Genomic DNA, 23,733 nt, shown 5'->3' on the forward strand with positions numbered 1-23,733 from the left:
TTCCGTGTCGGCCAGCGGCTCAGGCGGAACGCGCGTACGGCGCGGTTTCCGCAGGTCGGTGGCCCCAGCCGTTGATTGTGCGGCACGACCCCCGTCTTGCCGCAAGGCCCCCGGTGCGCTATAGGTTGAAAGTGGCGGGGAGTTTCACCGCCGGGGCCTGACTGTCACGCATCCCCCCGGCTACCCGGTCAACGTCTCCAGAGCCCGTTTCGCCGACGCGGAATGAAGGAGACGACCCGTGTCCCAGCCCCGCCCCTTCGTCATCGATCCCACCGGCGCCGACCGCCACGCCGAGTACCAGGCCCTGCGGGCGCGCGGCCCCGCCACGCCCGTGGACGTCCTGGGCCTGCGCGCCTGGGCGGTGTCCGACCCCGTCCTGCTCAAGACCCTGCTGACCAGCCCCGACGTGTCCAAGAACGGCCGCGCCCACTACCCGCGCTTCCAGGAGACGATCCGGACGTGGCCGCTGGCCCTGTGGATCGAGGTGCAGAGCATGCTCACCGCGTACGGCGCCGAGCACCGCAGGCTGAGGCGGATGGTCGCGCCCGCCTTCAGCGCGCGCCGCATCGCCGAGCTGAAGCCGACCGTGCAGGCCCTGGTCACCGAGCTGATGGACGAGCTCGCCGCGGTGCCTGACGGGCAGGTGGTGGACCTGCGCGAGCGGCTGGCCTACCCGCTGCCCATCGCGGTGATCGGCCACCTGATGGGCGTGCCGCAGGACCAGCGGAGCGACTTCCGCGAGATCGTCGACAACGTCTTCGACAGCACGCTCACGCCCGAGCAGGCCCAGGCGAACAACCTGCGGCTCTTCGAGCACATCGAGGAGCTGATCGCCACCAAGCGCGCCGAGCCGGGCGACGACATGACCTCCCTGCTCATCGCGGCCCGCGACGAGGAGCACGACGGCTCCGGCCTCACCGGCGTCGAGCTGCGCGACACGATGATCCTGATGATCAGCGCCGGGTACGAGACGACTGTCAACGTCATCGACCAGGCCGTCCACGCCATGCTGACGTCCCCCGAGCAGCTGCGCCTCGTGCGGGACGGCCAGGTGGCGTGGGAGGAGGTGGTGGAGGAGACGCTGCGCGCCGAGCCCGCCATCAAGTACCTGCCGCTGCGCTTCGCGGTGACGGACCTCCAGCTGCCCGACGGGCAGGTCATCGCCGCCGGGGAGCCGATCCTGGCGGCGTACGGGGCCGCCAACCGCCACCCCGGCTGGCACGGGGCTGAGGCCGACACCTTCGACGTCACCCGCAGGATGAAGGACCATCTGGCGTTCGGCTACGGCGTGCACTTCTGCCTCGGCGCTCCCCTGGCCCGCCTGGAGGTCGCCGAGGCCCTGCGCCAGCTCTTCGAGCGGTTCCCCGACCTGTCGCTCGCGGTGCCGGCCGAGTCGTTGCGGCCGATACCCACCCTCATCAGCAACGGTCACCAGGCACTGCCCGTGCGGCTGCACGCCGCCGGGTGACACGCCGCCAGGGGAGCTGTCACGTGCCGGGGGTGCTGTCTTGTCTGAGCTGTACACGGCCGGACCCGCCGGCCGCTGAACGCGAAGGATGCCTGATGAGCACCGACCACGCCCACGGCCACCACCTCGACAACCCCGACAAGAGCGGCCCGCCGCCGAGGATCGACGTGGTCGCCACCGTGCCGGGGGCGCCGCCCGCGCCCGAGGGCGCCGAGGCGATGACGCTCCTGGTCACGTTGCCGCCGAAGAGCCCAGGCGCGCCGCCGCACCGGCACTCGGGACCCGCCTACGGGTACGTGGTCAAGGGGGCCGTCAACTTCGAGCTCGAAGGCGACCCGGTGCGGGTCGTCCGGGCCGGTGAGGCGTTCTGGGAGCCCGGTGGCGACGTGATCCACTACCAGGACGGCAACCACCTGGAGGACGAGGAGTCGGCCTTCGTGGTGACGATGTTCTGCGCGCCGGGGCAGCCGATGCTGATCCCGGTCAGCGCGGAGGAGCTGGAAGCCCGCAGGGACCGCCGCGCGCCGCGGTCATGACCGCGGTGCGCTCGTCCTGAGACAAGGCCACCGGCCACCCCGCGAGGGGTGACCGGTGGCCTTTCGCAGGTCCGCCCCGCACGTTTCGGGGCGGGGGCGGTCATTCGACCAGTACGGGACGCAGCCGGGCCGAGATCGCGAAGGCGGCGGCGACCGCCAGCATGCCGAGGCCGGCCCACAGGTTGGCGTTCACGTCGCCGGTCCTGGCCCGGTCGGCGGCCGTGTCGGCGACGATCCCCATGACGGTCAGCACGGCGCCGTAGAAGCCGATCAGGCCGGCGATGACGATGCGGATGTCGAACGCGCCGGCCTTGCGCGGTGTGGTCATGTCCGGGCTCCTGGTTCTATCGGAAGATCACGTTGAGGGTGGTGACGAGCAGCAGGGACAGGCCCGCGAGCTTGACCGGCGTGCGGTACCAGGGCAGCCGGGCCCCGGCGGGGTCGGTGCGGGCGGCCTCGGGCGTCCCGGAGAAGACCAGCCCGGCCAGCTCGCCGGCCGGTTTCGGCTTGGTGGCCAGGCTGACCAGCACGCTGACCACGAGGTCCACCACGAACGCCACCCCGGCGGAGACGAACGCGGCGCCCTGCCCGGGCAGGGAGACCAGGCCGGTCTCGTTGGCCAGCCAGACGGCGATCGCGCCCAGCGTGCCGGAGACCAGGCCGATCCAGCCGGCGGCGGGGGTCATGCGCTTCCAGCAGATGCCGAGGATGAAGGTGGCGAACAGCGGGGCGTTGAAGAAGCCGAACAGGGTCTGCAGGTAGGTCATCAGGTTGCCGTAGCCGGCGGCGATGAACGCGGTGCCGATGGCCAGCAGGGTGGCGCCGACGGTGGCCCAGCGGCCGACCTTGAGGTAGTAGCCGTCGGAGCGGCCCCTGCGCACGTACTGCTGCCACAGGTCGTAGCTGAAGACGGTGTTGAAGGCGGAGATGTTGGCCGCCATGCCGGCCATGAACGCGGCCAGCAGGCCGGTCAGCGCGAGGCCGAGCAGCCCGGTGGGCAGCGTGTCGCGGATCAGCAGCAGGATCGAGTCGTTGTAGGTGACCCCGGCCGCCGGGTCGCCGGCCTTCAGCCGGACCACCTCCGGCACCAGCACCCCGGCGATCATGCCGGGGATCACCACGATGAACGGGATGAACATCTTCGGGAACGAGGCGATGATCGGGGTGTTGCGCGCGGCCGTCATCGAGCTGGTCGCCATGGCCCGCTGGACCTCCACGAAGTTGGTGGTCCAGTAGCCGAAGGAGAGCACGAAGCCCAGGCCGAAGACGATGCCGACCACGGACAGGACCGGGCTGCCGAAGCCGGCCAGCGCGGTGCCCGGCCACGAGCGCAGCTCCTCGCTGTCCTGGATGCGGTCGATCAGGCCGCCGACGCCGCCGACCCGGTGCAGCCCGATGAGGGTGAGGGGCAGCAGCGCGGCGACGATGACGAAGAACTGCAGCACCTCGTTGTAGATGGCGGCCGACAGCCCGCCCAGCGTGATGTAGCTGAGCACGATCGCGGCGGCCAGGATCAGCGCCACCCACAGCGGCCAGCCGAGCAGGCTGTTGACCACGGTGGCCAGCAGGAACAGGTTGATCCCCGCGATCAGCACCTGCGCCAGGGCGAAGGTGATCGCGTTCACCAGGTGCGCGCCCGGGCCGAAGCGGCGGCGCATGAACTCCGGCACGCTGCGCACCTTGGAGCCGTAGTAGAACGGCATCATCACCACGCCGAGGAACAGCATGGCCGGCACCGCGCCGATCCAGTAGTAGTGCATGGTCGGCATGCCGTACTCGGCACCGTTGGCCGACATGCCGATGACCTCGACGGCGCCGAGGTTGGCCGAGATGAACGCCAGCCCGGTGATCCAGGCCGGCAGCGACCGCCCCGACAGCAGGAAGTCCAGGCTGCTGGAGATCCGCCGGCGGGCGGCGAACCCGACCAGCAGGACGACGGCGAAATAGACGAGGATCAGCGCGTAGTCGATGAGCTCCGCGCCGATCCTCAGCGGGTTGTCCACGGGGATCAGTCCTTTCCGGCGGCTACGCGCGTGACTCCGGTGGCACGTAGTCGAAGGTGGGCCCGGCCACCGTGCCCTCCTTCGTGCCGTCCTCGTCGGGCATCGCCATCAGGGCGACGGCCTGGCCCTTGAGCCCGTACATGGTGCCGACGGCGGCGCCGAGCAGCTTGGGGTCGCCGTCGAAGGCCTGCTCGAGCTGGTTCAGCAGCGTGCAGTAGGTGCGGTTGAACTGCTCCTGCGCGACGCGGACGGCGCTGCCAGGGGCGTGGTCGGACAGCTTCGGGTCGGGCCGCATCGGCCGGACGGCGGCCAGGTTCACCTGGACCGGCTCGCCGGTGGGGCCGGACTGCGGGGTGTCGCCGCGCCGGTAGCGGCGGCCGAGCTTGAGCTCCATGAGGCGGTAGTAGTGGGCGACCTCGTCCCGGTCGGGGTGGAAGATGTCCTGGTCGCCGTCCCAGACCTCGCCCCTGGCGGTGCCCTCGCCCTGCTCGACGATCTCCTCCAGCGCGCCCAGCGCCGACTCCAGGTCCTCCACCGCGAACAGCGAGCCGGCGGTGTGCCGGAAGTGGGTGCCGCTCACCTGGCGGGCGGGGTCGCCGCTGAAGACGGCCTGCTCGCCGAGCTGCTCGCGCAGGTGCCGCAGCCCCTGCTCGACGGCGTCGTAGAACTGGCCGATCGTCTCGTAGCCGTCGCCCTCCGCCGGCGCGCCGGGGGGCGCCGGCTGCTCCAGGCGCAGGAACATCTCCAGCGCCCGCGGGCCGAACGGCAGCAGCGACAGCTCCAGGGAGCTGTGCGGCAGCCGCCGGGGGTAGGGCGGCAGCATCCGCGGCGTGTCGAGGCGCGGCCTGCCGCCCACGGCGTTGAGCAGGTTCGCGGCCAGGGCCAGGTGCAGCATCTCCTCGGCGAAGACGCTGCCCACGACCTCCACCGCGTCGGGGTTGCGCTCCGGGTCCAGCGAGTACAGCGCGCACAGGTACGAGGGCAGCGTCGCCTGCTCCAGCTCGATCGCCCACTGCAGGTGCTCGCGCAGGCTGTCGAGGGTGTCGATCGGGGCGGGCCCGGGAGCGGTGACGCTCTGCCCCGGTTCCAGGTTCTTCATCGGTGTCCTTCGGTTCTTGTCGGAAGTGCCGGCTCAGGCCGTGGCCAGTCGCCGGCGGTTGCGGATGCGGCGGCGCTCCTCGGGGGTGGTGCCGCCCCACATGCCGTCCGGTTCGCCGGTCGCCAGGGCCCAGTCGAGGCAGACGGCCCGCACCGGGCAGCTCTGGCAGATGCGCCGGGCCTGCTCCTGGCCGCGGCCCGGATGCTCGTCCCAGGTGATCGGGAAGAACAGGCCGGGGTCGGCGTCCTGGCAGGCGGCGTGATCGGTCCACCGCAGGGGTGAGCGGGGCTCACGAGCCGGCCGGCCGGTCATGATCTCCGCCTGGTGACGGTGAGTGGCGCCGCCAGTGCTCTTCGAGCGCCGCCGCCACCCGCTCGGGCTGCTGCAGCAGCGGCCAGTGGTTGCAGTCGACGAGCTTGATCACGTGTTCCGCCCCGATGGCCCGGCCCAGCTCGTCGGCGAACTCCACCGGGCAGGCCGGGTCGCGCGAGCCCCAGATCACCAGGGCGGGCGCGGTCAGCTTGGCCAGGTCCGGCTCCCACTCGGCGCCCATGCGCACCGCCGAGCGGTAGAGCTTGAGTACGCTGTCCCTCATCGGCGCGTCCACGTGCCGCGCCATCTCCCTGGCCGGGCCGCCGGGCACCTCGAAGCCGCTGATGAGGTCCGCGGCGAAGCCCTCGGGCGTCAGCTCGGCCATGAAGCGGTCGCCCTCGACCGGGTCCTGCCAGATCCTGGCCAGCGGGTGCCACGGGTAGCGGGCGCTGATCGGGCCGTTGCCGCCGGCCCAGGTGCGTACCAGGTCGGGGCGCAGGCAGGCGGCGCGGGCGGTGAGGATGCAGCCCCAGTCGTGGCCGACCAGGTCCACCGGCTCGCCGACCTGCTCCAGCCGGCCGATCAGCCAGTCGGCGTACTCCTCCTTGGTGCTGCCGAAGCCGAGCGGGCGCGGGGCGCCGAAGCCCGGCAGGTCCCACGCCTCCACGTCCGTACGCGTCAGGTGCCGGCGGACGCCCGCCCAGACGCGGTGGGTGTCGGGAACGCCGTGAATGAGGATCGCAGGCACGCCGGCGTCACCCGCGCACGAGGTCGTCGGCGGAGCCCAGCGCGGCCCTGAGCACGGCGACGGCCTGGGCGGTGGCGGCCCGCGCGGCACGCGTGTCGCGCACGGGGTTGAGCATCATGAAGTCGTGCAGCGTGCCGTTGTAGCGGACGCTGGTCGTCGGCACGCCGGCCGCCGTCAGCTTGCGGGCGTAGGCCTCGCCCTCGTCGCGCAGCACGTCGTTCTCGTCCACGATGACGAACGCCGGCGGCAGCCCCGCCAGGTCCTCCAGCGTGGCGCGCAGCGGGGAGGCGGTGATCTCGGCGCGCTGCGCGGGGTCGGTGGTGTAGGCGTCCCAGAACCAGGCCATGGCCTTGGCGGTCAGGTGGGGGCCGTCGGCGAACTCGCGGTAGCTGCCGGTGTCCTGGCCGGCGTCGGTGACCGGGTAGTACAGCGACTGGTGCGTGAAGCGGACGTCGCCGCGCCGCTTGGCCATGATCGTCAGCGCCGCCGTCATGTTGCCGCCGACCGAGTCGCCCGCCACGGCCAGCCTGGAGGCGTCCAGGCCCTCGGCCGCGCCGTCCTTGGTGATCCACTGGGCGGTGGCGTACGCCTGCTCGATCGCCACCGGGTAACGCGCCTCCGGCGAGCGGTCGTACTCCACGAACACCACCGCCGCCTGCGCGCCCACGGACAGCTCGCGGACGAGCCGGTCGTGGGTGCCCGCGTTGCCCAGCACCCAGCCGCCGCCGTGCACGTACAGGACGGTGGGCAGCGCCCCCGTGGCGCCCACCGGCTTGACGATCCGCACCCGCACGTCACCGGCCCCGGCGGGCACGACGATCCACTTCTCGTCCACCTCCGGCTTGGCCACCTCGCCGGCCTGCACGCCGTCCAGCAGCTTGCGGGCACCCTGCGTGCCAAGCTCGTACACGAACGGCGGTTCGGCCGTCGCGTCGGCGAACTCCTGCGCCGCCGGCTCCAGGACGATCTCGGTCATGGGGATCTCCCTCTCACTGGTGACCGGCCTTCGCGGCCGGCCTTCACCCCCTTGGACCGGGCGGCGTCCCGGCTCGTGACAGCGGGCGGAGAGGGAGGGAGCCGTCAGGCGGTGGCGGCGGCGCCTCCGGGCAGCGCCTCGCGCAGCTGCCTGCGGGAGGCGATGCCGAGCTTGACGAAGATCTTGCGCAGGTGCCATTCGACGGTGTGCGGGCTGATGTAGAGCTGCGCGCCGATCTCGGAGTTCGTCAGCCCGTCGGCGGCCAGGCGGGCGACCTGCGCCTCGTGCGCGGTCAGCGTGGCACGCGCCTCGACGGGGCGTCTGCGTACGGTCTCGCCGGTGGCCTGCAGCTCGCGCCTGGCGCGTTCGGCGAACGCCTCGGCGCCCATCCGGCCGAGCAGCTCGTGGGCCAGGCCGAGCTGCTCGCGCGCGTCGACGCGGCGGTTCTCGCGGCGCAGCCACTCGCCGTAGAGCAGGTGGGTGCGGGCGAGCGTCATCCTGACGCCGGTACGGCCGAGCCGCTCGATCGCCTCCCGGTAGCGGGCGTCGGCGGCCTGCCCGTCGCTCACCTGGGCCCGCGCGCTCGCCGCGGTGCCGAGCGCCCAGTCGGTGCCGCTGGCCCCGGCCATCTCGTCGAGCCGCCGGGCGGCCTCGGCGGCGCGGGCCCGTCTGCCGCTCCTGGCCGCGGCCTCGACCAGCTCGATCGTGGACCAGGTGGACAGCCCCAGCTCCCGGGGGTGCTCGGCGCCGCGTTCCGCCGCGGCGAACGCCTCCTCGTAGCGGCCGTGGGCGTTGTACAGCACCGCGCGGGCCCACTGGGTGGCGGTGGCCACCTTGCCCTCGCCCTGCAGCGCCGTGTCGCGGGTGATCGTCTCGATGACCTGGAGGGTCGCGGCCTCGCTGCCTCGCCAAGGCTCCAGCACCAGGGCTCCGTACTGGGCCATGAAGCGGCTGCCCGTCACCTCGCCGATCGTCATCGCCTCGGCGACCAGCGCGCCCGCGGCGTCCAGCTCGCCGGCCAGGACCTGGGCCGACAGGTGCAGCAGCAGCGCCGACGGCAGCACGGACAGCGCGCCCGTCTCGCGGGCCAGGTCCACCAGCCGGGCGGACAGGGCCGCGTAGCTGTCGAAGTCCCAGACGTTGTGGGCCATGCGGCAGGCGAGCGGGAGCCAGCCCAGGCCCTCCTGCCTGGAGACGCCGTCGGTGCGGAAGGCGTCCAGGGCGCGCAGCACCATGGGCGTGCCCGCCGTGTACCCCTCGATGGCCGCCGTCGCCGTGCCGTTCAGGAGCAGGTCGTTGCGCTCGGGGGGCGGGCCGGGCGGGGCGGCGAGCGCCGCCCTGGCGACGTCCGCCACCTGGGCGCCGTTCGCCAGGCGGCCGGCGGTGAGTGCCGCGTACAGCGCGTCGCGGTAGGTCTCGCGGGCCAGCGCGGGGTCCAGCGGTTCGAGGTGCCTGCCTGCCTTGAGCAGCAGCGGCAGGGCGGCGCCCGCGCTGGTGGAGGCGAACGTGATCCGGCCGCGCAGCAGGCTGGCCTCGGCGAGCCGGTGCTCGTCGAGGGGGCTGAGCTCGGCCGCGTCGAGCAGTTCGAGCGCGGCGTCGTACCCGCCGGCCTGGTACTTGTCGCGGGCCGCCGCCAGCGCCCTGGCGCCGCGCAGAGCGGCGTCGGGGGTCAGCTCGGCCGCCCGTTCGAGGAACGCGGCGGCGGCCGCGACCCCGCCACGGGCCTGGGCCCGGCCGGCGGAGCGGACCAGCTCGGCGGCCACCGTCTCGTCGGGGCCCGGCGTGGCGTTGGCCAGGTGCCAGGCCCGCCGGTCGGGATCGGCCCGCGCGTCGGTCGCGTCGGCCAGCGCGCGGTGCACGGCCTGCCGCTCCTGCGGCGCCGCGACCCGGTAGGCCGCGGAGCGGACCAGGGGGTGGCGGAACCGAACCCGGGTCCCGATCGTGATCAGGCCCGCCGCCTCAGCCGGCCCCGCGGCGGCGGGCTCGATGCCCAGCAGGCCCGCGGCCCGCGCCAGCAATGTCACGTCGCCCACCGGCTCGGCCGCCGCGACCAGCAGCAGCCGCTGGGTGCGCGGGGGCAGGGACTGCACGCGCCGCAGGAAGCTCTGCTCGATCTGGCTGGCCAGCGGCCGCGCGTCGGGCCGGCCGAAGCCGCCCGCCAGCTCGGCCGGGGTCAGCCCCCTGGGCAGCTCCAGCAGGGCCAGCGGGTTGCCCTGCGCCTCGGCCACGATGCGGTCCCTGACCTGCTCGTCCAGCCGCCCGGGGGTCGCGGAGTCCAGCAGGGCACGGGCGTCGCCGTCACCCAGGCGGCCCAGGTCGAGCTGCGGCAGGCCGGCCAGCTCGGTCTCCAGGTGGTGGTCGCGGACCGCGATGACCAGCCCGATCCGTTCGGCGAGCAGGCGCCGCACGACGAAGGCGATGGTCTGCGCGGAGACGGTGTCGAGCCACTGGGCGTCGTCGACGAGGCAGATCAGCGGCTCCTTCTCGGCCACGTCGGCGAGCAGGCTGAGCACCGCCAGCCCGACCAGGAACCGGTCCGGCGGCGTGCCCGCGCTCAGGCCGAACGCCGTGCTCAGCGCCTCGCGCTGCGGCTCGGGCAGGTGCGGGAGGTGGTCGAGGAACGGCGCGCAGAGCTGGTGCAGGCCGCCGAAGGCCAGCTCCATCTCGGATTCGACGCCCGCCGCCCTGGTCAGCCTGCATCCGGTGGCGCTGTCGCGGGTGTGCTCCAGCAGTGCGCTCTTGCCGATGCCCGGCTCACCGCGCAAGATGAGCACCGAGCTGCGGCCGCCCTGCACGGTGGCCACCAGCCGGTCCAGCCTCTCGCACTCGGCCTGCCGCCCGCGAAGGCGCGGCCCAGGGCCTCTGCTTGCCACCGAGCCTCCGTCCTGCTCCGATCACCGGCGATGCGCGGCGGCCCCCGTGACCCCCGGGGGTCCTGGGGCCCCCAGGGTACCCGGGCCAGGGTATCGACCACGGTGTTCCCGGGGCGCGATGGAGGGGTCCCGACGACGACCGTGATCACAGTGGCATCCGCCGGATGCCGGCTGTGAACGGAGTTGAGACCGTGAGTTTGCTGGAGTCGTACGCGAACCGCGTCGAGCAGACCGACGACCGCCCGATCAGCGGGTGGGACGGCGCCGCCGCCACGTTCGTCAGCGCCGCGCCCCGGCTCTACGCGATCGGCCTGCGCGTTCTGCAGGACGTCGGGGAGGCCGAGGACGTGGTGCAGGAGACGTGGCTGCGCTGGGCCAGGGCCAACCGCTCGATCGTGGCCAGCCCGGCCGCGTTCCTGGCGCTGACCACCACGAGGCTGGCCATCAATGTCACCCAGTCGGCGCGCAAACGCCGCGAGACCTCGGCGGGGCCGTGGTTGCCGGAGACGCCTGACCCGTCCGTCAGCCCTGAGACGGCGGCCGAGCGGCATGAGGCCGTGGACGGCGCGATCCGGTTGATGTTGCAGCGGCTGACCCCGGCGGAGCGGGCCGTCTACCTTCTGCGTACGGCCTTCGAGTATCCGTATCGGCAGATCGGCGAGGTGCTCCACCTGAGCGAGGAGCACACGCGGCAGCTCCTGCGGCGGGCCCGCCACCACCTCGCCACCGGACGGGTGCATCCGGTGAGCCGCGCCGCGCACCAGCGCCTCGTGCGCACCTTCCTCACCGCCGCCCGCACCGGGGACCTGGCCGCGCTGGAGAGCCTGCTCGCCGCCGACGTCGCGCGCTGAGCGTTCTGCCGGGGGGCAGGGGGCGGCATCGGAAAGGCCCGCGACGGGAGCCGGGCTCCCACCGCGGGCCACTGCGGACCGTCCGGCGTTCAGCCGTCCGTGGCGCGGACGGCCTCGACGATGGTGGCGGTCACGGCGTCGGGCTCGGAGACGGCCAGCGCGTGCGAGGCGCCGGGGACCTCGCGGGTGCCGCGCGAGCCGGCCCGCTCGGCCATGAAACGCAACGCCGCGGCGGGGATGTTCAGATCACGCTCACCGTGCACGAACCACGACGGGATGCCGCGCCAGGCCGGCTCGGCCACCGTCGGCTCGTCCCGCAGCGCCCGCTCGGTGACCGGCCGCTGGGTCGCGGCCATCAGCGCGGCCTCACCGGCGTCCACGTCGGCACAGAACTGGTGGTGGAACTTCGCGGGGTCGATGCGGAACTCGTTCCCCCCGGACGCCACCGGGTAGGCGATCAGCGCCTCCCCCAGCGTGCTGCCCTCGAACTTGGCCGACAGCAGCAAGGCGCTCTCGCCCGGCTCGGGCGCGAAGGCGCCGACGTACACCAGGGCCCGCACGGCCGGGTCGCCGGCCGCCGCCTGGGTGATCACCATGCCGCCGTAGGAGTGGCCGGCCAGGACGACCGGCCGGCCGAGGCCGGCGATCACGTCGCGCACGTACGCGGCGTCCCCCTCGACGTCGCGCAGCGGGTTCGCCACCGCGACCGCCGACAGCCCATGGCCGTGCAGGCGCTTGATGACCCGGTTCCAAGAGGCCGACTCGGCGAAGGCGCCGTGCACCAGCACGACGACGGGCTGTTCGGTCATGACGTCATTCCTTCTCTCGTGGTGAGTTGCTGATCGGCGGGTTGTTCCTCGTGGAAGCCGATCTCCCGGTGGGTGCCGTCGCACAGCGGCTTGTTGCCGGAGTGGCCGCAGCGGCACAGCGTCATCCGGTTGCGGGTCTCCAGCGGCACGCCGTCCGAGCGGACGACCGGCACCCCGCCCGTGACCCACAGCGCGCTGGCCAGCCCGTCCTCCTCCTCCAGGACCGAGATGGCCTGCGGCAGGTCGACCTCGACGCTCTCGCCGCCGCGCTCGATCGCGTAGCTGTAGGAGCCGGACGGGCAGTGGTCGATACGGCCCATGACAGCCGAGCGCACGTCGCTGTCTTCGGTGTCGGCGAGCATCGCGGCGATCGGCCTGGTGCGGCCGATGCAGAAGGCGGCGTGGATGCACAGCTCCCCCACCCGCTGCGCCGAGATGCCGACCCCGTCGTGCACGTGCTGCAACTCCCGGTACGGGCGCATGACCGCGGCCTCGGTGCCGTCGAAGCCGATCACGGCGTGCGTGCCGTCGCAGAACGGCTTGCTGCCCGAGTGGCCGCAGCGGCACAGCGCGTAGGTGTCCTCGGTCTCCAGCGGCTCGCCGGTCTGCCAGGTCAGCGCGTCGTCGCCGGAGGAGACGAGCTTGCGTTTGCGCCGGAGCGGGACGCTGCCGTACACCACGTACGGGCCGTCGCGCAGGACGACGACGCGCCGCTCGTCGCCGACGCTCCACCTGCGGCGCTCCGGCGCCACGTAGCGGAACGTGGGGCCGGCGCCCTGCTCCATCAGGGCCAGGGCCTGGGCCTTGAGCGCGTACATGGTGCCGGTGGCGACCGCGAGCAGCCTCGGGTTGCCGTCGAACGCCCGCTCCAGCAGGTGCAGGACGGCACCGTAGGTGTGGTCGAACTCGTCCTGGGCCTTGCGGACGGCGCTGCCCGGCTCGGCAGGGCGCGGGTTGACCGGCATCGGGCGCACCCCGGCCGGGTCCACCCGGACCGGCTCGCCGGTGGGGCCGGAGCCCGGGGTGTCGCCGCGCCGGTAGCGCCGGCCGAGCTTGAGCTCCTGGAACCGGTAGTAGTGGGCGACCTCGTCCCGCTCGGGGTGCAGGACGTCCTTGTCGCCGTCCCAGACCTCGCCGTGGGAGTTGCCCTCGCCCTGCTCGACGATCTCCTCCAGCGCCGCCAGCGCCGACTTCAGGTCGTGGACGGCGACGAGCCGGCCTGCGGTGTGCCGGAAGTGACCGGCGTGCACCTGGCGGGCCGGGTCGCCGGAGAAGACCACCTGCTCGCCGAGCCGGTCGCACAGCTCACGCAGCCCCAGCTCGATCGCGGCGTAGAACTGGCCGATCGTCTCGTAGTCGTCGCCCTCCGGCGCGGCCCCGGCGGGCGCCGGCCGTTCCAGCCGCAGGAACATCTCCAGCGCCTGCGCTCCGAAGGGCGCCAGGGACAGCTCCAGGGACCGGTCGCCGTGCGGCAGGCGCCGCGGATGCGGCGGGAGCATCCGCGGCGTGTCCAGGCGGGGCCGGCCGCCGACGGCGTTGAGCAGGTTCGCGGCCAGCGCCAGGTGCAGCATCTCCTCGGCGAAGACGCTGCCCACGATCGCGGCGGCCTCCGGGTTGCGCTCCCGGTCCAGCGAGTACAGCGCGCACAGGTACGGCGGGAGCGTCGCGTGCTCCAGCTCGATCGCCCACTGAAGGTGCTCACGCAGGCTGTCGAGCGTGCCGATCCGCGCCTCACGCGACATGGTCGTCCGGCCGCGAGCCGTCCTCCAGCACCTCGACGGCGTCGAGCAGGCCGCGCAGCTCGATCTCCTCGCGTTCGGCGTCCGTCGGGTCGAACAGCCACTCGGTGACCGGCAGCTCGGCGACCTCTGCGGGACGGCTGGCCTCGGCCAGCGTCACCTCCGCCTCGATCTCGATCTCGAGCTCGTGCAGGAAGTCGTTCTCGTCCCTCGGAGCGCTCATCGTTCCTCCATCCATGACGTGCTTGGTGCCCGGCCGACGGCGTGCGGCGGCCGCACGCCGATCCGGCCGGACGCGAACAGGCGGGTGCAGCGCTCACCCTGGCGGGCCGCCGCCGGTGCCGTGATGGGCCTACTTGCCCGTGCCGGTGCGGTCGAGCCACTCGCGGTAGGTGATCGTGCCCAGCACGGCGGCGGCGTCGTCGAGCGGGACCAGCGACCGCTCGACCAGCTCGCTGCCGAAGTAGCGGGCGTGCGGGTCGGTGACCACCTCGCGCGGGTCGCCCCAGACCGCCAGCGCCTTGCGGAAGAACTCGTCCATCCGGTACTGCTGCGGCCCGGCGATCTCGACCCTGCCGTTCAGCGGCGTCCCCACCGCGGTCCTGCCGACCGCCGCGGCCACGTCGTCGCCCGCGATCGGCTGGAAGAGCACCGGCGCGACGTGCACCTTGCCGTCGCGGGTGGCCTCGTCGGCGATGCCGCGGGCGAACTCGAAGAACTGCGTCGAGTGCACCAGCGAGAACGGGACGCCCGACTTCTCGATCAGCCCCTCCTGGGCGATCTTCGCCGCGAAGTAGCCGTTGTCCGGCATGCGCTCGGTGCCCACGATCGACACCGCGACGTGGTGGCCCACGCCCGCCGCCTTCTCCGCCTCCAGCAGGTTGCCCGTGGAGGTCTCGAAGAACTTCAGCACGGCCTCCCGCTCGAACGACGGTGAGTTCGACACGTCGACCACGACCTGCGCCCCGGTGAGCGCCTCGGCCAGGCCCTCCCCGGTGAGGGTGTTCACGCCGGTGTTCGGCGAGGCCGCCACCGCCTCGTGACCGTGCTCAGCCAGCTTGGCCACCAGCTTCGACCCGATCAGACCGGTCCCTCCGATCACCACGATCTTCATGCGGATTCCTCTCTCGTCCGCCGGGCCGCGCCTCGTCGCCGCCCGGTCATCAGCTATGACCGGACAGCCCCTCGGGCTCGTGACGGCTGCCGGAGAATTCCTGCGCGGTGAGCGGGACGATCGCCACCGGGCAGGCGGCGTGGTGCAGGACGTTCCGGCTGACCGAGCCGTGCAGCAGCGCGCTGAACTCGTGGCGGTGGTGGGAGCCGACGACGAGCAGGGACGCCCGGGCCGCGGCGTCCGTCAGCGCCTTGCCCGGGCGCCCGGTCAGGCTCTCCTGGTCGATCGTGACCGTGGGGAAGCGCTCCTGCCAGCGCGCCAGCTCCGGCTCCGCCAGGGGCGGGCCGCCGCGGTCGGCCACGTGCGCCAGCATCAGGGGATCGGCGGTGCGGGCGGCATGCGCGCAGGCGAAGTCGAGGACGGCCTCGCTCTCGCCGGGGTCGCCGATGCCCGCCACGACGGGCCCGTCCGGCCGGGCGGAGCCGCGTACGACCACGACGGGGCAGGCGGCCTCGGCGCCCAGCTTGGCGCCCACCGAGCCCAGCAGCAGACCGCCGACCTCGCCCAGCCCGCGGCTGCCCACGACGAGCAGCTCCGCCTGGCGCGAGTGGCGCAGCAGCACGGCGAACGCCTCGCCTTCCGGCAGCTCGGTCGTGATCCCGACCTCGGGCGCGACCATCCGCGCGCGGTCGCGGGCGGTCTCCAGGATGCGCTCGGCGGCGTGCCGGAGCCCGCCCTCCGGCGGTGCTCCCGGCGCCGGCCCCAGGGGTACGTTCATCAGGGGCCAGATGAAGGCGTGCACGATCAGCAGCGGCCGGCGGCGGCGTCCGGCCTCGGCGGCGGCCCACTCCACGGCCCGCAGGCTGTCCTCGGAGTCGTCCACGCCCACGGTTACAGGGCTCATTGTCGTCCTTTCATGGTGGTGCCCGTCACCGGCTACTCGACGAGCTTGCCGGCGGTCGAGACCTCGCGCATGAGCGCCGCGATCTCGGCGGGGACCGGCGGGACGGCCTCGCGGGCCACGGCGCCGGGGCCGGACCACACGAGGTTGACCTGCAGCTCGGGGTCGAGGTCCGGATGGTCGGAGCGGTTGTGGCAGCCGCGGGTCTCGCGGCGTTCGAGCGCGGCCTCCATCGTCGCGCGGGCGGCGAGCGCCGCGGACTTCAGGTCGAAGGCGTGCGCCAGGTCCTGGAAACCGGCCAGGTCGGGGTGCACGCCCACCTCGCCCATCCGCGCCTCCAAGGCGGCGAGCTCGCCGAGCCCCGTCAGCAGGCCGTCCTCGTCGCGGACCACGCCGGCGTGCTCGGTCATGATGTCGCGCAGGGCGCGCTGCAGCGCCCGCACGTTCTCGGGGCCGTCGGCGGCGAGCAGCTCGTCCACCTCGGCCCTGGCCGCGCCGAGCGCGTCGGCCGAACGGCGCTGGGCCTCCAGGCCCGCGGAGTGCTCGGCCGCCGCCTGGCCGACGATGCGGCCGTAGACGAGCAGCTCGATGAGCGAGTTGCCGCCCAGGCGGTTGGCGCCGTGCAGGCCGCTGGCCGCCTCGCCGATCGCGTACAGGCCGTCCACCCCGGTGCCGTGGTCCTCGGGGCGCACCCAGACGCCGCCCATCGAGTAGTGCGCGGTCGGCGCGATCTCGATCGGCTCCCTGGTGATGTCGAGCATCTGCAGCTCCAGCAGCGTCTGGTAGACGCGCGGCAGCCGCGTCATGATCGTCTCGCGCGGCAGGTGCGACACGTCCAGCCAGACGCCGCCCGCCGGGGTGCCGCGGCCCTGCTTGATCTCCGTGTACGCGGCCAGCGCGACCCTGTCTCTGGTGGACAGCTCCATCCGCTCCGGGTCGTAGCGCGCCATGAACCGCTCCCCCGCCGCGTTGCGCAGGATCCCGCCCTCGCCCCGCGCCGCCTCCGAGACGAGCGTGCCGGCCGCGTTCTCCGGCGCGATCAGCCCGGACGGGTGGAACTGCACCAGCTCGGGGTCGCGGATCCGGCAGCCGGCCAGGACCGCCAGGCGGAAGGAGTCGCCGGTGTTCTCGTCGCGCCGCGAGGAGGTGCGCCGCCAGATGCGGGTGTGTCCCCCGGTGGCCAGGATCACCGCGTCGGCGTGGATGACGTACCGGCTGCCGTCGGTGAGGTCGAACCCGTACGCGCCGAAGACCGCGTTGTCGCGGACCAGCAGGCGCGTGACGTACACGGTGTCCAGGACGGGGATCGCGAGCTGCGCCGCGCGGTTGATCAGCGTGCGCTGGATCTCCAGCCCGGTGTAGTCGCCGGCGTAGGCGGTGCGCCGGTAGGTGTGCGCGCCGAAGAAGCGCAGCGAGATCCGGCCGTCCTGCTCGCGGGCGAACGGCATCCCGTACCGCTCCAGGTCCTGGATGCCGCGCGCCGCCCCCTCCGCGACTATCCGCACCGTCTCGGGATGGGCGAGCAGGTAGCTCTCCTTGAGGGTGTCCGCCGCGTGCTGCTGCCAGGTGTCCTCGGGGTCCATCGTCGCCAGCGCCGCGTTGATGCCGCCCGCCGCGAGCGTGGTGTGCGCGTCGGCCTTCGGCCGCTTGCCCACGGCCAGGACGTCCACGCCGCGCTCGGCCAGCTCGATCGCGGCCCGCAGCCCGGCTCCTCCCGTGCCGATGACCAGGACTGATGTGGCGATCCGCTGCTCCTGCGCGTGCATGGTGCTCCCTTTGACCCCGTCGGCGAACGCACTTCACCATCAAGACAGGACAGGGGCGGAAATCGTGACATGCCGGTTGCCGCGGCCGAGGAACAGCGCGGCCGTCACTGAGATCGGCTCGGCCTCGACGGCGGCAGGGCACTGCCCGTCAGGCGTCGGTGCGCCGCCGGTCAGCTCCCTCCGCGCGGACGAGGCCGAGCATGTCCATGCTGCGCCAGGCTTCCACGATCTTGCCTGCCTCGAACCTGTCTATGGTGATTCCCGCCACGCTACGGAGCGTTCCGTCGCGGGTCATGGCGGCGACCCAGCGCGTGGCGACCCGGTCGCCTTCGGCGATCTGATCCTCGACGCGGATGTCGAGATCCGGATAGAGCCGACGGCTGCTCTCGATGGCCTTCTTCAGCCCGGCCAGCCCTTCGCCGCCGTGTGGGTCGTACGGGTCGTGATGCACCGCGTCCGGCGCGATGATCTCATCGAGCCTGCCGAGATCACCGGTGTTCCAGACGCTGAACACCGTACGCGCGGCCGCCTTGTTCCGTTCGGACACCAGTCTGCTTCCTCACGAGAGTCAGGGACCCGATCAGTTCACGAGCAAGCCTCCTCTCCGGGCCGCGCCCGGGCAAGTATCTCGTCGAGGACGACCTCCGGCCAGGGCCCTTCTGAGCGGCGGCCTGGGCGGGTCGGCGCTGGCCCTTCTAAGATCGTTCGGGTGAGCCTGCCTGCCCTTTCCGTGCCGGGGGCGCCGCCGGTCGAGCCGGCGCGTGACCCGTACCACGTCTATCTCGACTCCCTGACCAGCCCCGAGTCGCGGCGCACGATGCGTGGCTGTCTCGACCGGCTGGCCCGGCTGCTGACCGGCGACGAGAGCGCGACGGGGGCGGGCCAGCCGTGGCACCTGCTGCGTTACGAGCACACCGTACGGATCCGGACGATGCTCACCGATCAGGGCTGGTCGGCGGCGTACGTGAACAAGCATCTGGTGGCGTTGCGGCGGGTGCTGAAGGAGGCGTGGCGGCTGGGGCAGACCAGCGCCGAGGACCTCGCCCGCGCCTCCGACCTGGCCCCCGTACGCCAGAGCCGCCTGCCCACCGGGCACCACGTGCCGCCCGAGGTGGTGGGTGCGGCGCTGTCGGCGTGCGACGACTCGCCCGCCGGCGTGCGCGACGCGGCGCTGATCGCCGTCCTGTACTCGACCGGGTGCCGCCGTGCCGAGCTCGGCGGGCTGACGCTGGCCGACTACGATCCGGGGTCGCGGTCGTTGCGGGTGCGGGGCAAGCGTGACAAGGAGCGGCTGGTCTACCTGACGACCGATGCGATCGGGCTGGTGGAGCGGTGGCTGGCGGTGCGCGGGCCGGGGGCTGGGGCGCTGTTCAGCCCGATCAGCAAGGCGGGGCGGCTGCGTACGCGTGACGGGCGGCCCGTGGGGCTGACGGGGCAGGGCATCGCGGACATTTTGGCCCGGAGGTTCGGGGAGGCGGGGGCGGCGCGGCGGACCGCGCATGACTTCCGGCGGACGTTCATCGGAGAGCTGCTGGACGCGGGGGTGGACCTGGCGACGGCGCAGGCTCTGGTGGGGCACGCCTCGCCGGCCACCACGGCGCGCTACGATCGGCGGCCCGAGCGGACGCGCCGCGAAGCCGTCGACCGCCTGCGCCTCCCGGCCGCCCGGCCCCTGGCCTGACCGCTTCGGCGCACCGACTCGCCGCACCGGCTCACCGCACCGGCTCACCGCACCGGCTCACCACACCGGCTCACCACACCGGCTCACCACACCGACTCACCACACCGACTCACCACACCGAGGTGCGTGCCTTCGGTTGCACCGCCTGGCTGGGGCCGTGTCCATGGGCGCCGCCTCCGTGAGCGCCGAGGCCGCTCCGACGCGGGCGGGGTGTGCCGGTCGGAGCGGTCGCGTACGGGCGATCAGCCCGCCAGGCGAGGCACGATGCCGGAGCTGTGCAGCCGCTCCCGGGCAGCCGCGATGGCCTCATCGGTGGTGGCGAACACCTGACCGGCCTTGTCCAGCCCCGCGAACACCCCCAGAGCATCCAGCGGCTGATGATGCTGCGCGTCCAGGATCCCCGACACGTACACCATGATCCCCCGCCGTTCGAGCCGTTCGATCGTGTCGGCCAGCACCATCGCCCCGCTGGCGTCGATGGTGGTGACCAGGCGCATGCGCAGCACCACCACGGACACATCGGTCACCTCAGACAGGTCCGTCCGCAGCCGATGGGCGGCGGCGAAGAACAGCGGCCCGTCCACCCGGTAGGTGACGATGTGCTCGGCGAGCAGCGCGTGCTCGTCCTCGGTGTGCTGCGGCTGCAGGTCGTGACGCAGCGGCTCCCGGTAGAAGCGCACGTTGTGCGCGATGGCGCGCAACGCCAGCGCCCCCGCCACCACGAGGCCGAGGATGACGGCCAGCACGGTGTCGAGGGTCAGGGTGGCGACGGCGGTGAGCGTGAGCACCACCGCGTCGCTCCTGGTGGAGCGCCACATGGCACGTACGGAGTCACGCTCCACCATGCGTACGGCGGTCGCCAGCAGCACCCCCGCCAGCGCAGCGAGCGGGATCTTGGAGACGAGCCCGGCGGCGGTGTAGACGATGGCGCCCAGGATCAGCGCGTGGGACAGCGCCGCCAGCCGGGAGGTCGCCCCGGAGCGCACGTTGACGGCTGTCCTGACGATGGCCCCGGTGCCGGGCATGCCGCCGAACAGCGGGGTGACGAGGTTGGCGATGCCCTGGCCGAACAGCTCCCTGTCGGGGTCGTGGCGGTGCCGTCCGGTCATGTTGTCGGCCACGGCGGCCGACAGCAGCGACTCCAGGGAGGCCAGCGCCGCCACCGCGATGGCGGGGGCGAGCAGCGACGGCAGCACCTCCAGGTCGAGGAAGCCCAGCGAGGGCGCGGGCAGCCCCTGCGGCAGGTGGCCGATCCTGGCCAGCGGCAGCTCGGCCACCTCCGCGACGACGGTGACGACGACCACGGCCAGCAGCGAGAACGGCACGCTGGGCCGCAGGCTGGCCCCGACCACCAGGGCCGCCGCCACGACGAAGGTGACCGACATGGCCCACCAGTGCGGCCTGGCCAGGAAGTCGAGGACGGCGTGCCAGGCCACGACGGCGACCTTGTCGCTGACGTGCGCGGGGACGCCGAGCGCGTGCGGGAACTGCTGCAGGCCGATCACGCAGGCCATGCCGACGGTGAAGCCGGCCACGACGGGCGCGGGGACGAGGGACATGTAACGTCCGGCCCGCGCCAGGGCCAGGATGACGAGCAGCAGCCCGGCCATCAGCCCGACGGTGAGCACCCCGGTGGCGCCGTGGTCGCTCATGATGGGCATGAGCACGACGGTCATCGCGCCGCTGGTGCCCGACACCTGCAGCGCCGAGCCGCCGAAGAGCGCGGCCAGCGATCCGGCGACGACCGCGGTGGCCAGGCCGGCGGCGGCGCCGAGGCCGGAGGAGACGCCGAACCCGAGCGCCAGCGGCAGCGCGACGATCGCCACCGTGAGCCCGGCCAGCAGGTTGTTGCGGGGCTGGTGCCGCATGGCGGCCAGGGCCGCCCGTTCAGGCAGTACGGACCGTACGCGTTCCCAGCCCGCGACGACCACCCCGATCACGTTGTGTCACCGATCGAATCGGTACGGTGACCGTGCATGCACATGAAAGGTCCGTTCACCACCACTCCTTCCGCGTAAAGACAACCCCGGCTTGTCCCAAATTGCATAAATTTGCAATTCGTGAAGAGGTTGTCAGGATAACAATTTCACCCCCTCCTACCTGGCTAAACTCTCTCGATCTTGCGATATTCACCAGGCGTGAAATGGTGGCAAGGGTTGAAAAGCACGGTGGAATCAGGCGGGCAACATCGCGAAACCCTGCCGGGCCGCGCGCACCGCCTCGGCCTCGACCTCCGCCATCGGCCGCCCTTCGGCCAGGAGCTGCCAGTTGCGCCGGGCCAGCACCCGCTGCGTGGCGACCACCTGGCCCGCCAGCAGCCGCGCCGTCAGCTCGTCGGCCGTCTCCGCGAGCGCCTCAGCTAGGGCCTCCTCGTCGCGTGCCATGTGCTGGTGGAGCCGCCCCAGCAGACTCGGCGCCTCGAAGAACACCATCCGGTGATAGGCCACGACCTCGGGCTCGTCGTTGAGGCCGGTGATCGGGTCGTGCCTGGCCAGCCCGTCGAGGAAGTGGCGGCGCAGCGCCGCCACCGGCCGCTCCCCCTCGGCCCGCTCGCGCACCACCCGGGCCGACTCGCCGAGATGGTCGGCGATGCGGTGCAGGACGAGGTCCTCCTTGGAGGCGAAGTACTTGAACAGTGTCGGCTTGGACACCCCCGCCGCCGCCGCGACCTCCGCCACGGACACCTCGTCGAAGCCGCGATCGAGGAAGAGCGTGATGGCCGCCGTGGAGATGGCCTCGTGCACGCGCCGCCGCTGCAGCTCCCGCAGTCCCGTCATGAGCACACTCTAGCAAAGTGTTAACCTGGTTAATATCTTAACCGAGTTAACACTACTGGGAGGTGTGATGGCCACGCTCGACGACGAGCGGGAGTACGTCGAACGCTGCAAGGCCGGCCTGCGCAGGATGCTGGAGGGCGCGCGGAACAACGTCATCGTCGGCGAGACCGTGGCCGGCGACCGCTACAGCGCCGAACGCCTGGGCCGGCACCTCAAGAGCCTGGCCAAGGAGCTGAGCGAGGAGCCCGAGGGCCCGCCGTTCTTCGGGCGGCTCGACTTCGGCCCCGGCTCCGCCGAGCACGCGGGCCGGGCGTACCACATCGGGCGCAGGCACATCAGCGGCGAGCACGGCGGCCCGCCCGTGGTGATCGACTGGCGCGCGCCGGTCTCGCGGGTCTTCTACCGGGCCAGCGCCCGCGACCCGCAGGACGTCGAGGTACGCCGCCGCTTCGGCTGGTCGGGCACCACCCTGACCGGCTTCGAGGACGAGCGGCTGGCCCGCGGCGAGGAGGGCGAGAGCAAGATCCTCGCGGCCGAGATCGAGCGCCCGCGCGTCGGCCCCATGCGTGACATCGTCGCCACCATCCAGCCCGAGCAGGACGACCTGGTCCGCGCCGGGCTGGACACCACGATCTGCGTGCAGGGCGCCCCCGGCACCGGCAAGACGGCGGTCGGCCTGCACCGGGCCGCGTACCTGCTCTACGCCCACCGCCAGCGCCTCGACCGCGCCGGCGTGCTGGTGCTCGGCCCCAACCGGGCCTTCCTCGGCTACATCTCGGCGGTGCTGCCGGCGCTCGGCGAGATGGACGTCGAGCAGACGACGCTGGAACGGCTGCTGGCCACCGTCCCCGTCACGGCGACGGACGACGAGGCGACCGCCGTGGTCAAGCACGACGCGCGGATGGCGCGGGTGCTGCGCAGGGCCCTGTACGGACGGATCGCCAAGCCGGCCGAGCCCGTCGCGGTGCCGGACGGCTCCTACCGGTGGCGGGTGTACGAGGACGAGCTGCGCCGCATCGTGGACGACACCAGGCGCGAGTCCCTCCCCTACGGCCCAGGCCGCGAGCGTGTCAGGGCACGAGTGGTCGAGTCCATCCGCCGCCAGGCCGAGAACCGCGGCCAGAGCGCCACCACGCCCTGGCTGCGCAAGATCGGCCGCGGCGTCACGCCCTGGCTCGACCAGGTCTGGCCGTCCGTCAAACCGGCGGACGTCCTGTACGAGCTGCTGCGCGGCCCCGCCCCCGGCGGCCGTGACCCGGCGAGCGGCGTGCTCACGGACGCCGAGCGCGCGGCCCTGACCTGGCGCCGGCCGCCGCGCGGCGTCAGGAGCGCGCAGTGGTCGGCGGCCGACCTGGTGCTGCTGGACGAGCTGGGCGCGCTGATCGAACGCCCGCGCGGCTACGGCCACGTGATCGTGGACGAGGCCCAGGACCTGTCGCCCATGGAGTGCCGGGCGGTCGCCAGGCGCAGCGAGCACGGCTCGCTGACCGTGCTGGGCGACCTCGCGCAGGGCACCACGCCGTGGGCGGCCACGTCCTGGCCGCAGCGTCTGGAGCTGCTCGGCAAGCCGGACGGCCGGGTCGTCGCGCTCACGACCGGCTTCCGCGTCCCGGCGGCCGTAGTGGAGCTGGCCAACACGCTGCTGGCGGCGCTGGAGGTGGAGGTGCCGGCGACGCGCTCGTACCGCTCCGACGGGCGGCTGCGGGTGACGCGGGTGCCTGAGCTGGACAAGGGGGTGGTCGAGGTGGTGCGCGAGGCGTACGCGTTCGAGGGGTCGATCGGGGTGATCGCGGCGGACGCCGCGACGGAGGCGATCACCGCCGCGCTCTGGAACGAGGGCCTGGACGTGCGCGGCCGGCTCAGCGTGACGCCCGCGTCGTTGTGCAAGGGGCTGGAGTACGACCACGTCGTGGTGTGCGAGCCGGCGGCCATCGCCGAGGCGGAGCGGCGCGGGCTGAACCGGTTGTACGTCGCGCTCACCCGGGCCGTCTCCCGCCTCGACGTCGTGCACACCCGGCCCCTTCCGCCGCAGCTCGGGTGAGATGGGCATGCTCCTCGACAGGGGCCCGCCGTTCGGTGT

The 23,733-nt window shown here is 73.1% G+C and carries 21 protein-coding genes; 5 read left to right on the forward strand and 16 right to left on the reverse strand.

The window, feature by feature from the left end; translation table 11 throughout:
- The first annotated feature begins 238 nt into the window (after positions 1-238).
- Together LCN96_RS32525 and LCN96_RS32530 are read left to right on the forward strand one after the other, a co-directional pair.
- Positions 239-1,468, forward strand: coding sequence for a cytochrome P450 family protein (locus tag LCN96_RS32525; protein ID WP_225266248.1), 1,230 nt, complete (start codon positions 239-241; stop codon positions 1,466-1,468).
- A gap of 95 nt (positions 1,469-1,563) precedes the next feature.
- Entirely contained in the window at positions 1,564-2,004 is a 441-nt protein-coding gene (locus tag LCN96_RS32530; RefSeq protein WP_225266249.1) for a cupin domain-containing protein, read from the forward strand.
- Positions 2,005-2,104: 100 nt separating this feature from the next.
- Here the strand turns inward: LCN96_RS32530 and LCN96_RS32535 are convergent, their stop codons facing one another.
- The 7 genes from LCN96_RS32535 to LCN96_RS32565 form a co-directional block, all read right to left on the reverse strand.
- The gene (locus LCN96_RS32535; RefSeq protein WP_225266250.1) at positions 2,105-2,332 is read right to left on the reverse strand and encodes a hypothetical protein; all 228 of its coding nucleotides are present in this window, start codon (positions 2,330-2,332) and stop codon (positions 2,105-2,107) included.
- A 16-nt stretch (positions 2,333-2,348) separates the two neighbouring features.
- A complete protein-coding gene (locus LCN96_RS32540) occupies positions 2,349-4,007 on the reverse strand; it encodes a sodium:solute symporter family protein (protein WP_225266251.1) in 1,659 nt (552 codons plus the stop codon).
- A gap of 22 nt (positions 4,008-4,029) precedes the next feature.
- Entirely contained in the window at positions 4,030-5,106 is a 1,077-nt protein-coding gene (locus LCN96_RS32545; protein ID WP_225266252.1) for a ferritin-like domain-containing protein, read from the reverse strand.
- Between the two features lie 33 nt (positions 5,107-5,139).
- The gene (locus LCN96_RS32550; RefSeq protein WP_225266253.1) at positions 5,140-5,418 is read right to left on the reverse strand and encodes a WhiB family transcriptional regulator; all 279 of its coding nucleotides are present in this window, start codon (positions 5,416-5,418) and stop codon (positions 5,140-5,142) included.
- Positions 5,396-6,166 (reverse strand): alpha/beta fold hydrolase, encoded by a 771-nt coding sequence (locus LCN96_RS32555; RefSeq protein WP_225266254.1) that lies wholly within the window; start codon positions 6,164-6,166, stop codon positions 5,396-5,398. Before LCN96_RS32555 ends, LCN96_RS32550 begins: the two co-directional genes overlap by 23 nt.
- A gap of 7 nt (positions 6,167-6,173) precedes the next feature.
- Positions 6,174-7,142, reverse strand: coding sequence for an alpha/beta hydrolase (locus tag LCN96_RS32560; protein WP_225266255.1), 969 nt, complete (start codon positions 7,140-7,142; stop codon positions 6,174-6,176).
- Between the two features lie 104 nt (positions 7,143-7,246).
- Positions 7,247-10,015 (reverse strand): AAA family ATPase, encoded by a 2,769-nt coding sequence (locus tag LCN96_RS32565; RefSeq protein WP_225266256.1) that lies wholly within the window; start codon positions 10,013-10,015, stop codon positions 7,247-7,249.
- Positions 10,016-10,206: 191 nt separating this feature from the next.
- Between LCN96_RS32565 and LCN96_RS32570 the strand changes: the two genes are divergently transcribed.
- Complete coding sequence (locus LCN96_RS32570) at positions 10,207-10,866, forward strand: sigma-70 family RNA polymerase sigma factor (protein WP_225266257.1); 660 nt, start codon at positions 10,207-10,209, stop codon at positions 10,864-10,866.
- A gap of 89 nt (positions 10,867-10,955) precedes the next feature.
- Here LCN96_RS32570 and LCN96_RS32575 read toward each other — a convergent pair whose 3' ends face one another.
- The 7 genes from LCN96_RS32575 to LCN96_RS32605 all read right to left on the reverse strand — a co-directional run bounded on the left by LCN96_RS32575 (position 10,956) and on the right by LCN96_RS32605 (position 17,742).
- Positions 10,956-11,675, reverse strand: a complete 720-nt coding sequence (locus LCN96_RS32575) for an alpha/beta fold hydrolase (RefSeq protein WP_225266258.1) — start codon at positions 11,673-11,675, stop codon at positions 10,956-10,958.
- Positions 11,672-13,417 (reverse strand): ferritin-like domain-containing protein, encoded by a 1,746-nt coding sequence (locus LCN96_RS32580; protein ID WP_225266259.1) that lies wholly within the window; start codon positions 13,415-13,417, stop codon positions 11,672-11,674. The genes LCN96_RS32575 and LCN96_RS32580 overlap by 4 nt, the downstream gene beginning before the upstream one ends.
- Entirely contained in the window at positions 13,407-13,637 is a 231-nt protein-coding gene (locus tag LCN96_RS32585) for a hypothetical protein (RefSeq protein WP_225266260.1), read from the reverse strand. The genes LCN96_RS32580 and LCN96_RS32585 overlap by 11 nt, the downstream gene beginning before the upstream one ends.
- Positions 13,638-13,766: 129 nt before the next feature.
- Complete coding sequence (locus LCN96_RS32590; RefSeq protein WP_225266261.1) at positions 13,767-14,528, reverse strand: SDR family oxidoreductase; 762 nt, start codon at positions 14,526-14,528, stop codon at positions 13,767-13,769.
- Positions 14,529-14,577: 49 nt separating this feature from the next.
- Positions 14,578-15,432: a universal stress protein gene (locus LCN96_RS32595; RefSeq protein ID WP_225266262.1), complete on the reverse strand. Its 855-nt coding sequence runs from the start codon at positions 15,430-15,432 to the stop codon at positions 14,578-14,580.
- A gap of 32 nt (positions 15,433-15,464) precedes the next feature.
- Positions 15,465-17,195: an L-aspartate oxidase gene (locus LCN96_RS32600; RefSeq protein ID WP_225266263.1), complete on the reverse strand. Its 1,731-nt coding sequence runs from the start codon at positions 17,193-17,195 to the stop codon at positions 15,465-15,467.
- A 148-nt stretch (positions 17,196-17,343) separates the two neighbouring features.
- Positions 17,344-17,742, reverse strand: coding sequence for an ester cyclase (locus LCN96_RS32605; RefSeq protein ID WP_225266264.1), 399 nt, complete (start codon positions 17,740-17,742; stop codon positions 17,344-17,346).
- Between the two features lie 162 nt (positions 17,743-17,904).
- Here LCN96_RS32605 and LCN96_RS32610 point away from each other — a divergent pair, with 162 nt between their 5' ends.
- Positions 17,905-18,876 (forward strand): tyrosine-type recombinase/integrase, encoded by a 972-nt coding sequence (locus tag LCN96_RS32610; RefSeq protein WP_225266265.1) that lies wholly within the window; start codon positions 17,905-17,907, stop codon positions 18,874-18,876.
- Positions 18,877-19,118: 242 nt separating this feature from the next.
- Here the strand turns inward: LCN96_RS32610 and LCN96_RS32615 are convergent, their stop codons facing one another.
- Together LCN96_RS32615 and LCN96_RS32620 are read right to left on the reverse strand one after the other, a co-directional pair.
- Positions 19,119-20,816, reverse strand: coding sequence for a SulP family inorganic anion transporter (locus LCN96_RS32615; RefSeq protein WP_225266266.1), 1,698 nt, complete (start codon positions 20,814-20,816; stop codon positions 19,119-19,121).
- A gap of 234 nt (positions 20,817-21,050) precedes the next feature.
- Positions 21,051-21,653 carry a TetR family transcriptional regulator gene (locus LCN96_RS32620; RefSeq protein WP_225266267.1) on the reverse strand — a complete coding sequence of 201 codons (603 nt, stop codon included), beginning with the start codon at positions 21,651-21,653 and terminating at the stop codon, positions 21,051-21,053.
- Between the two features lie 67 nt (positions 21,654-21,720).
- Between LCN96_RS32620 and LCN96_RS32625 the strand changes: the two genes are divergently transcribed.
- The gene (locus LCN96_RS32625) at positions 21,721-23,694 is read left to right on the forward strand and encodes a HelD family protein (protein WP_225266268.1); all 1,974 of its coding nucleotides are present in this window, start codon (positions 21,721-21,723) and stop codon (positions 23,692-23,694) included.
- Positions 23,695-23,733 lie beyond the last annotated feature (39 nt).

The organism is Nonomuraea gerenzanensis (assembly GCF_020215645.1).
Taxonomy (GTDB): Bacteria; Actinomycetota; Actinomycetes; order Streptosporangiales; family Streptosporangiaceae; genus Nonomuraea; species Nonomuraea gerenzanensis.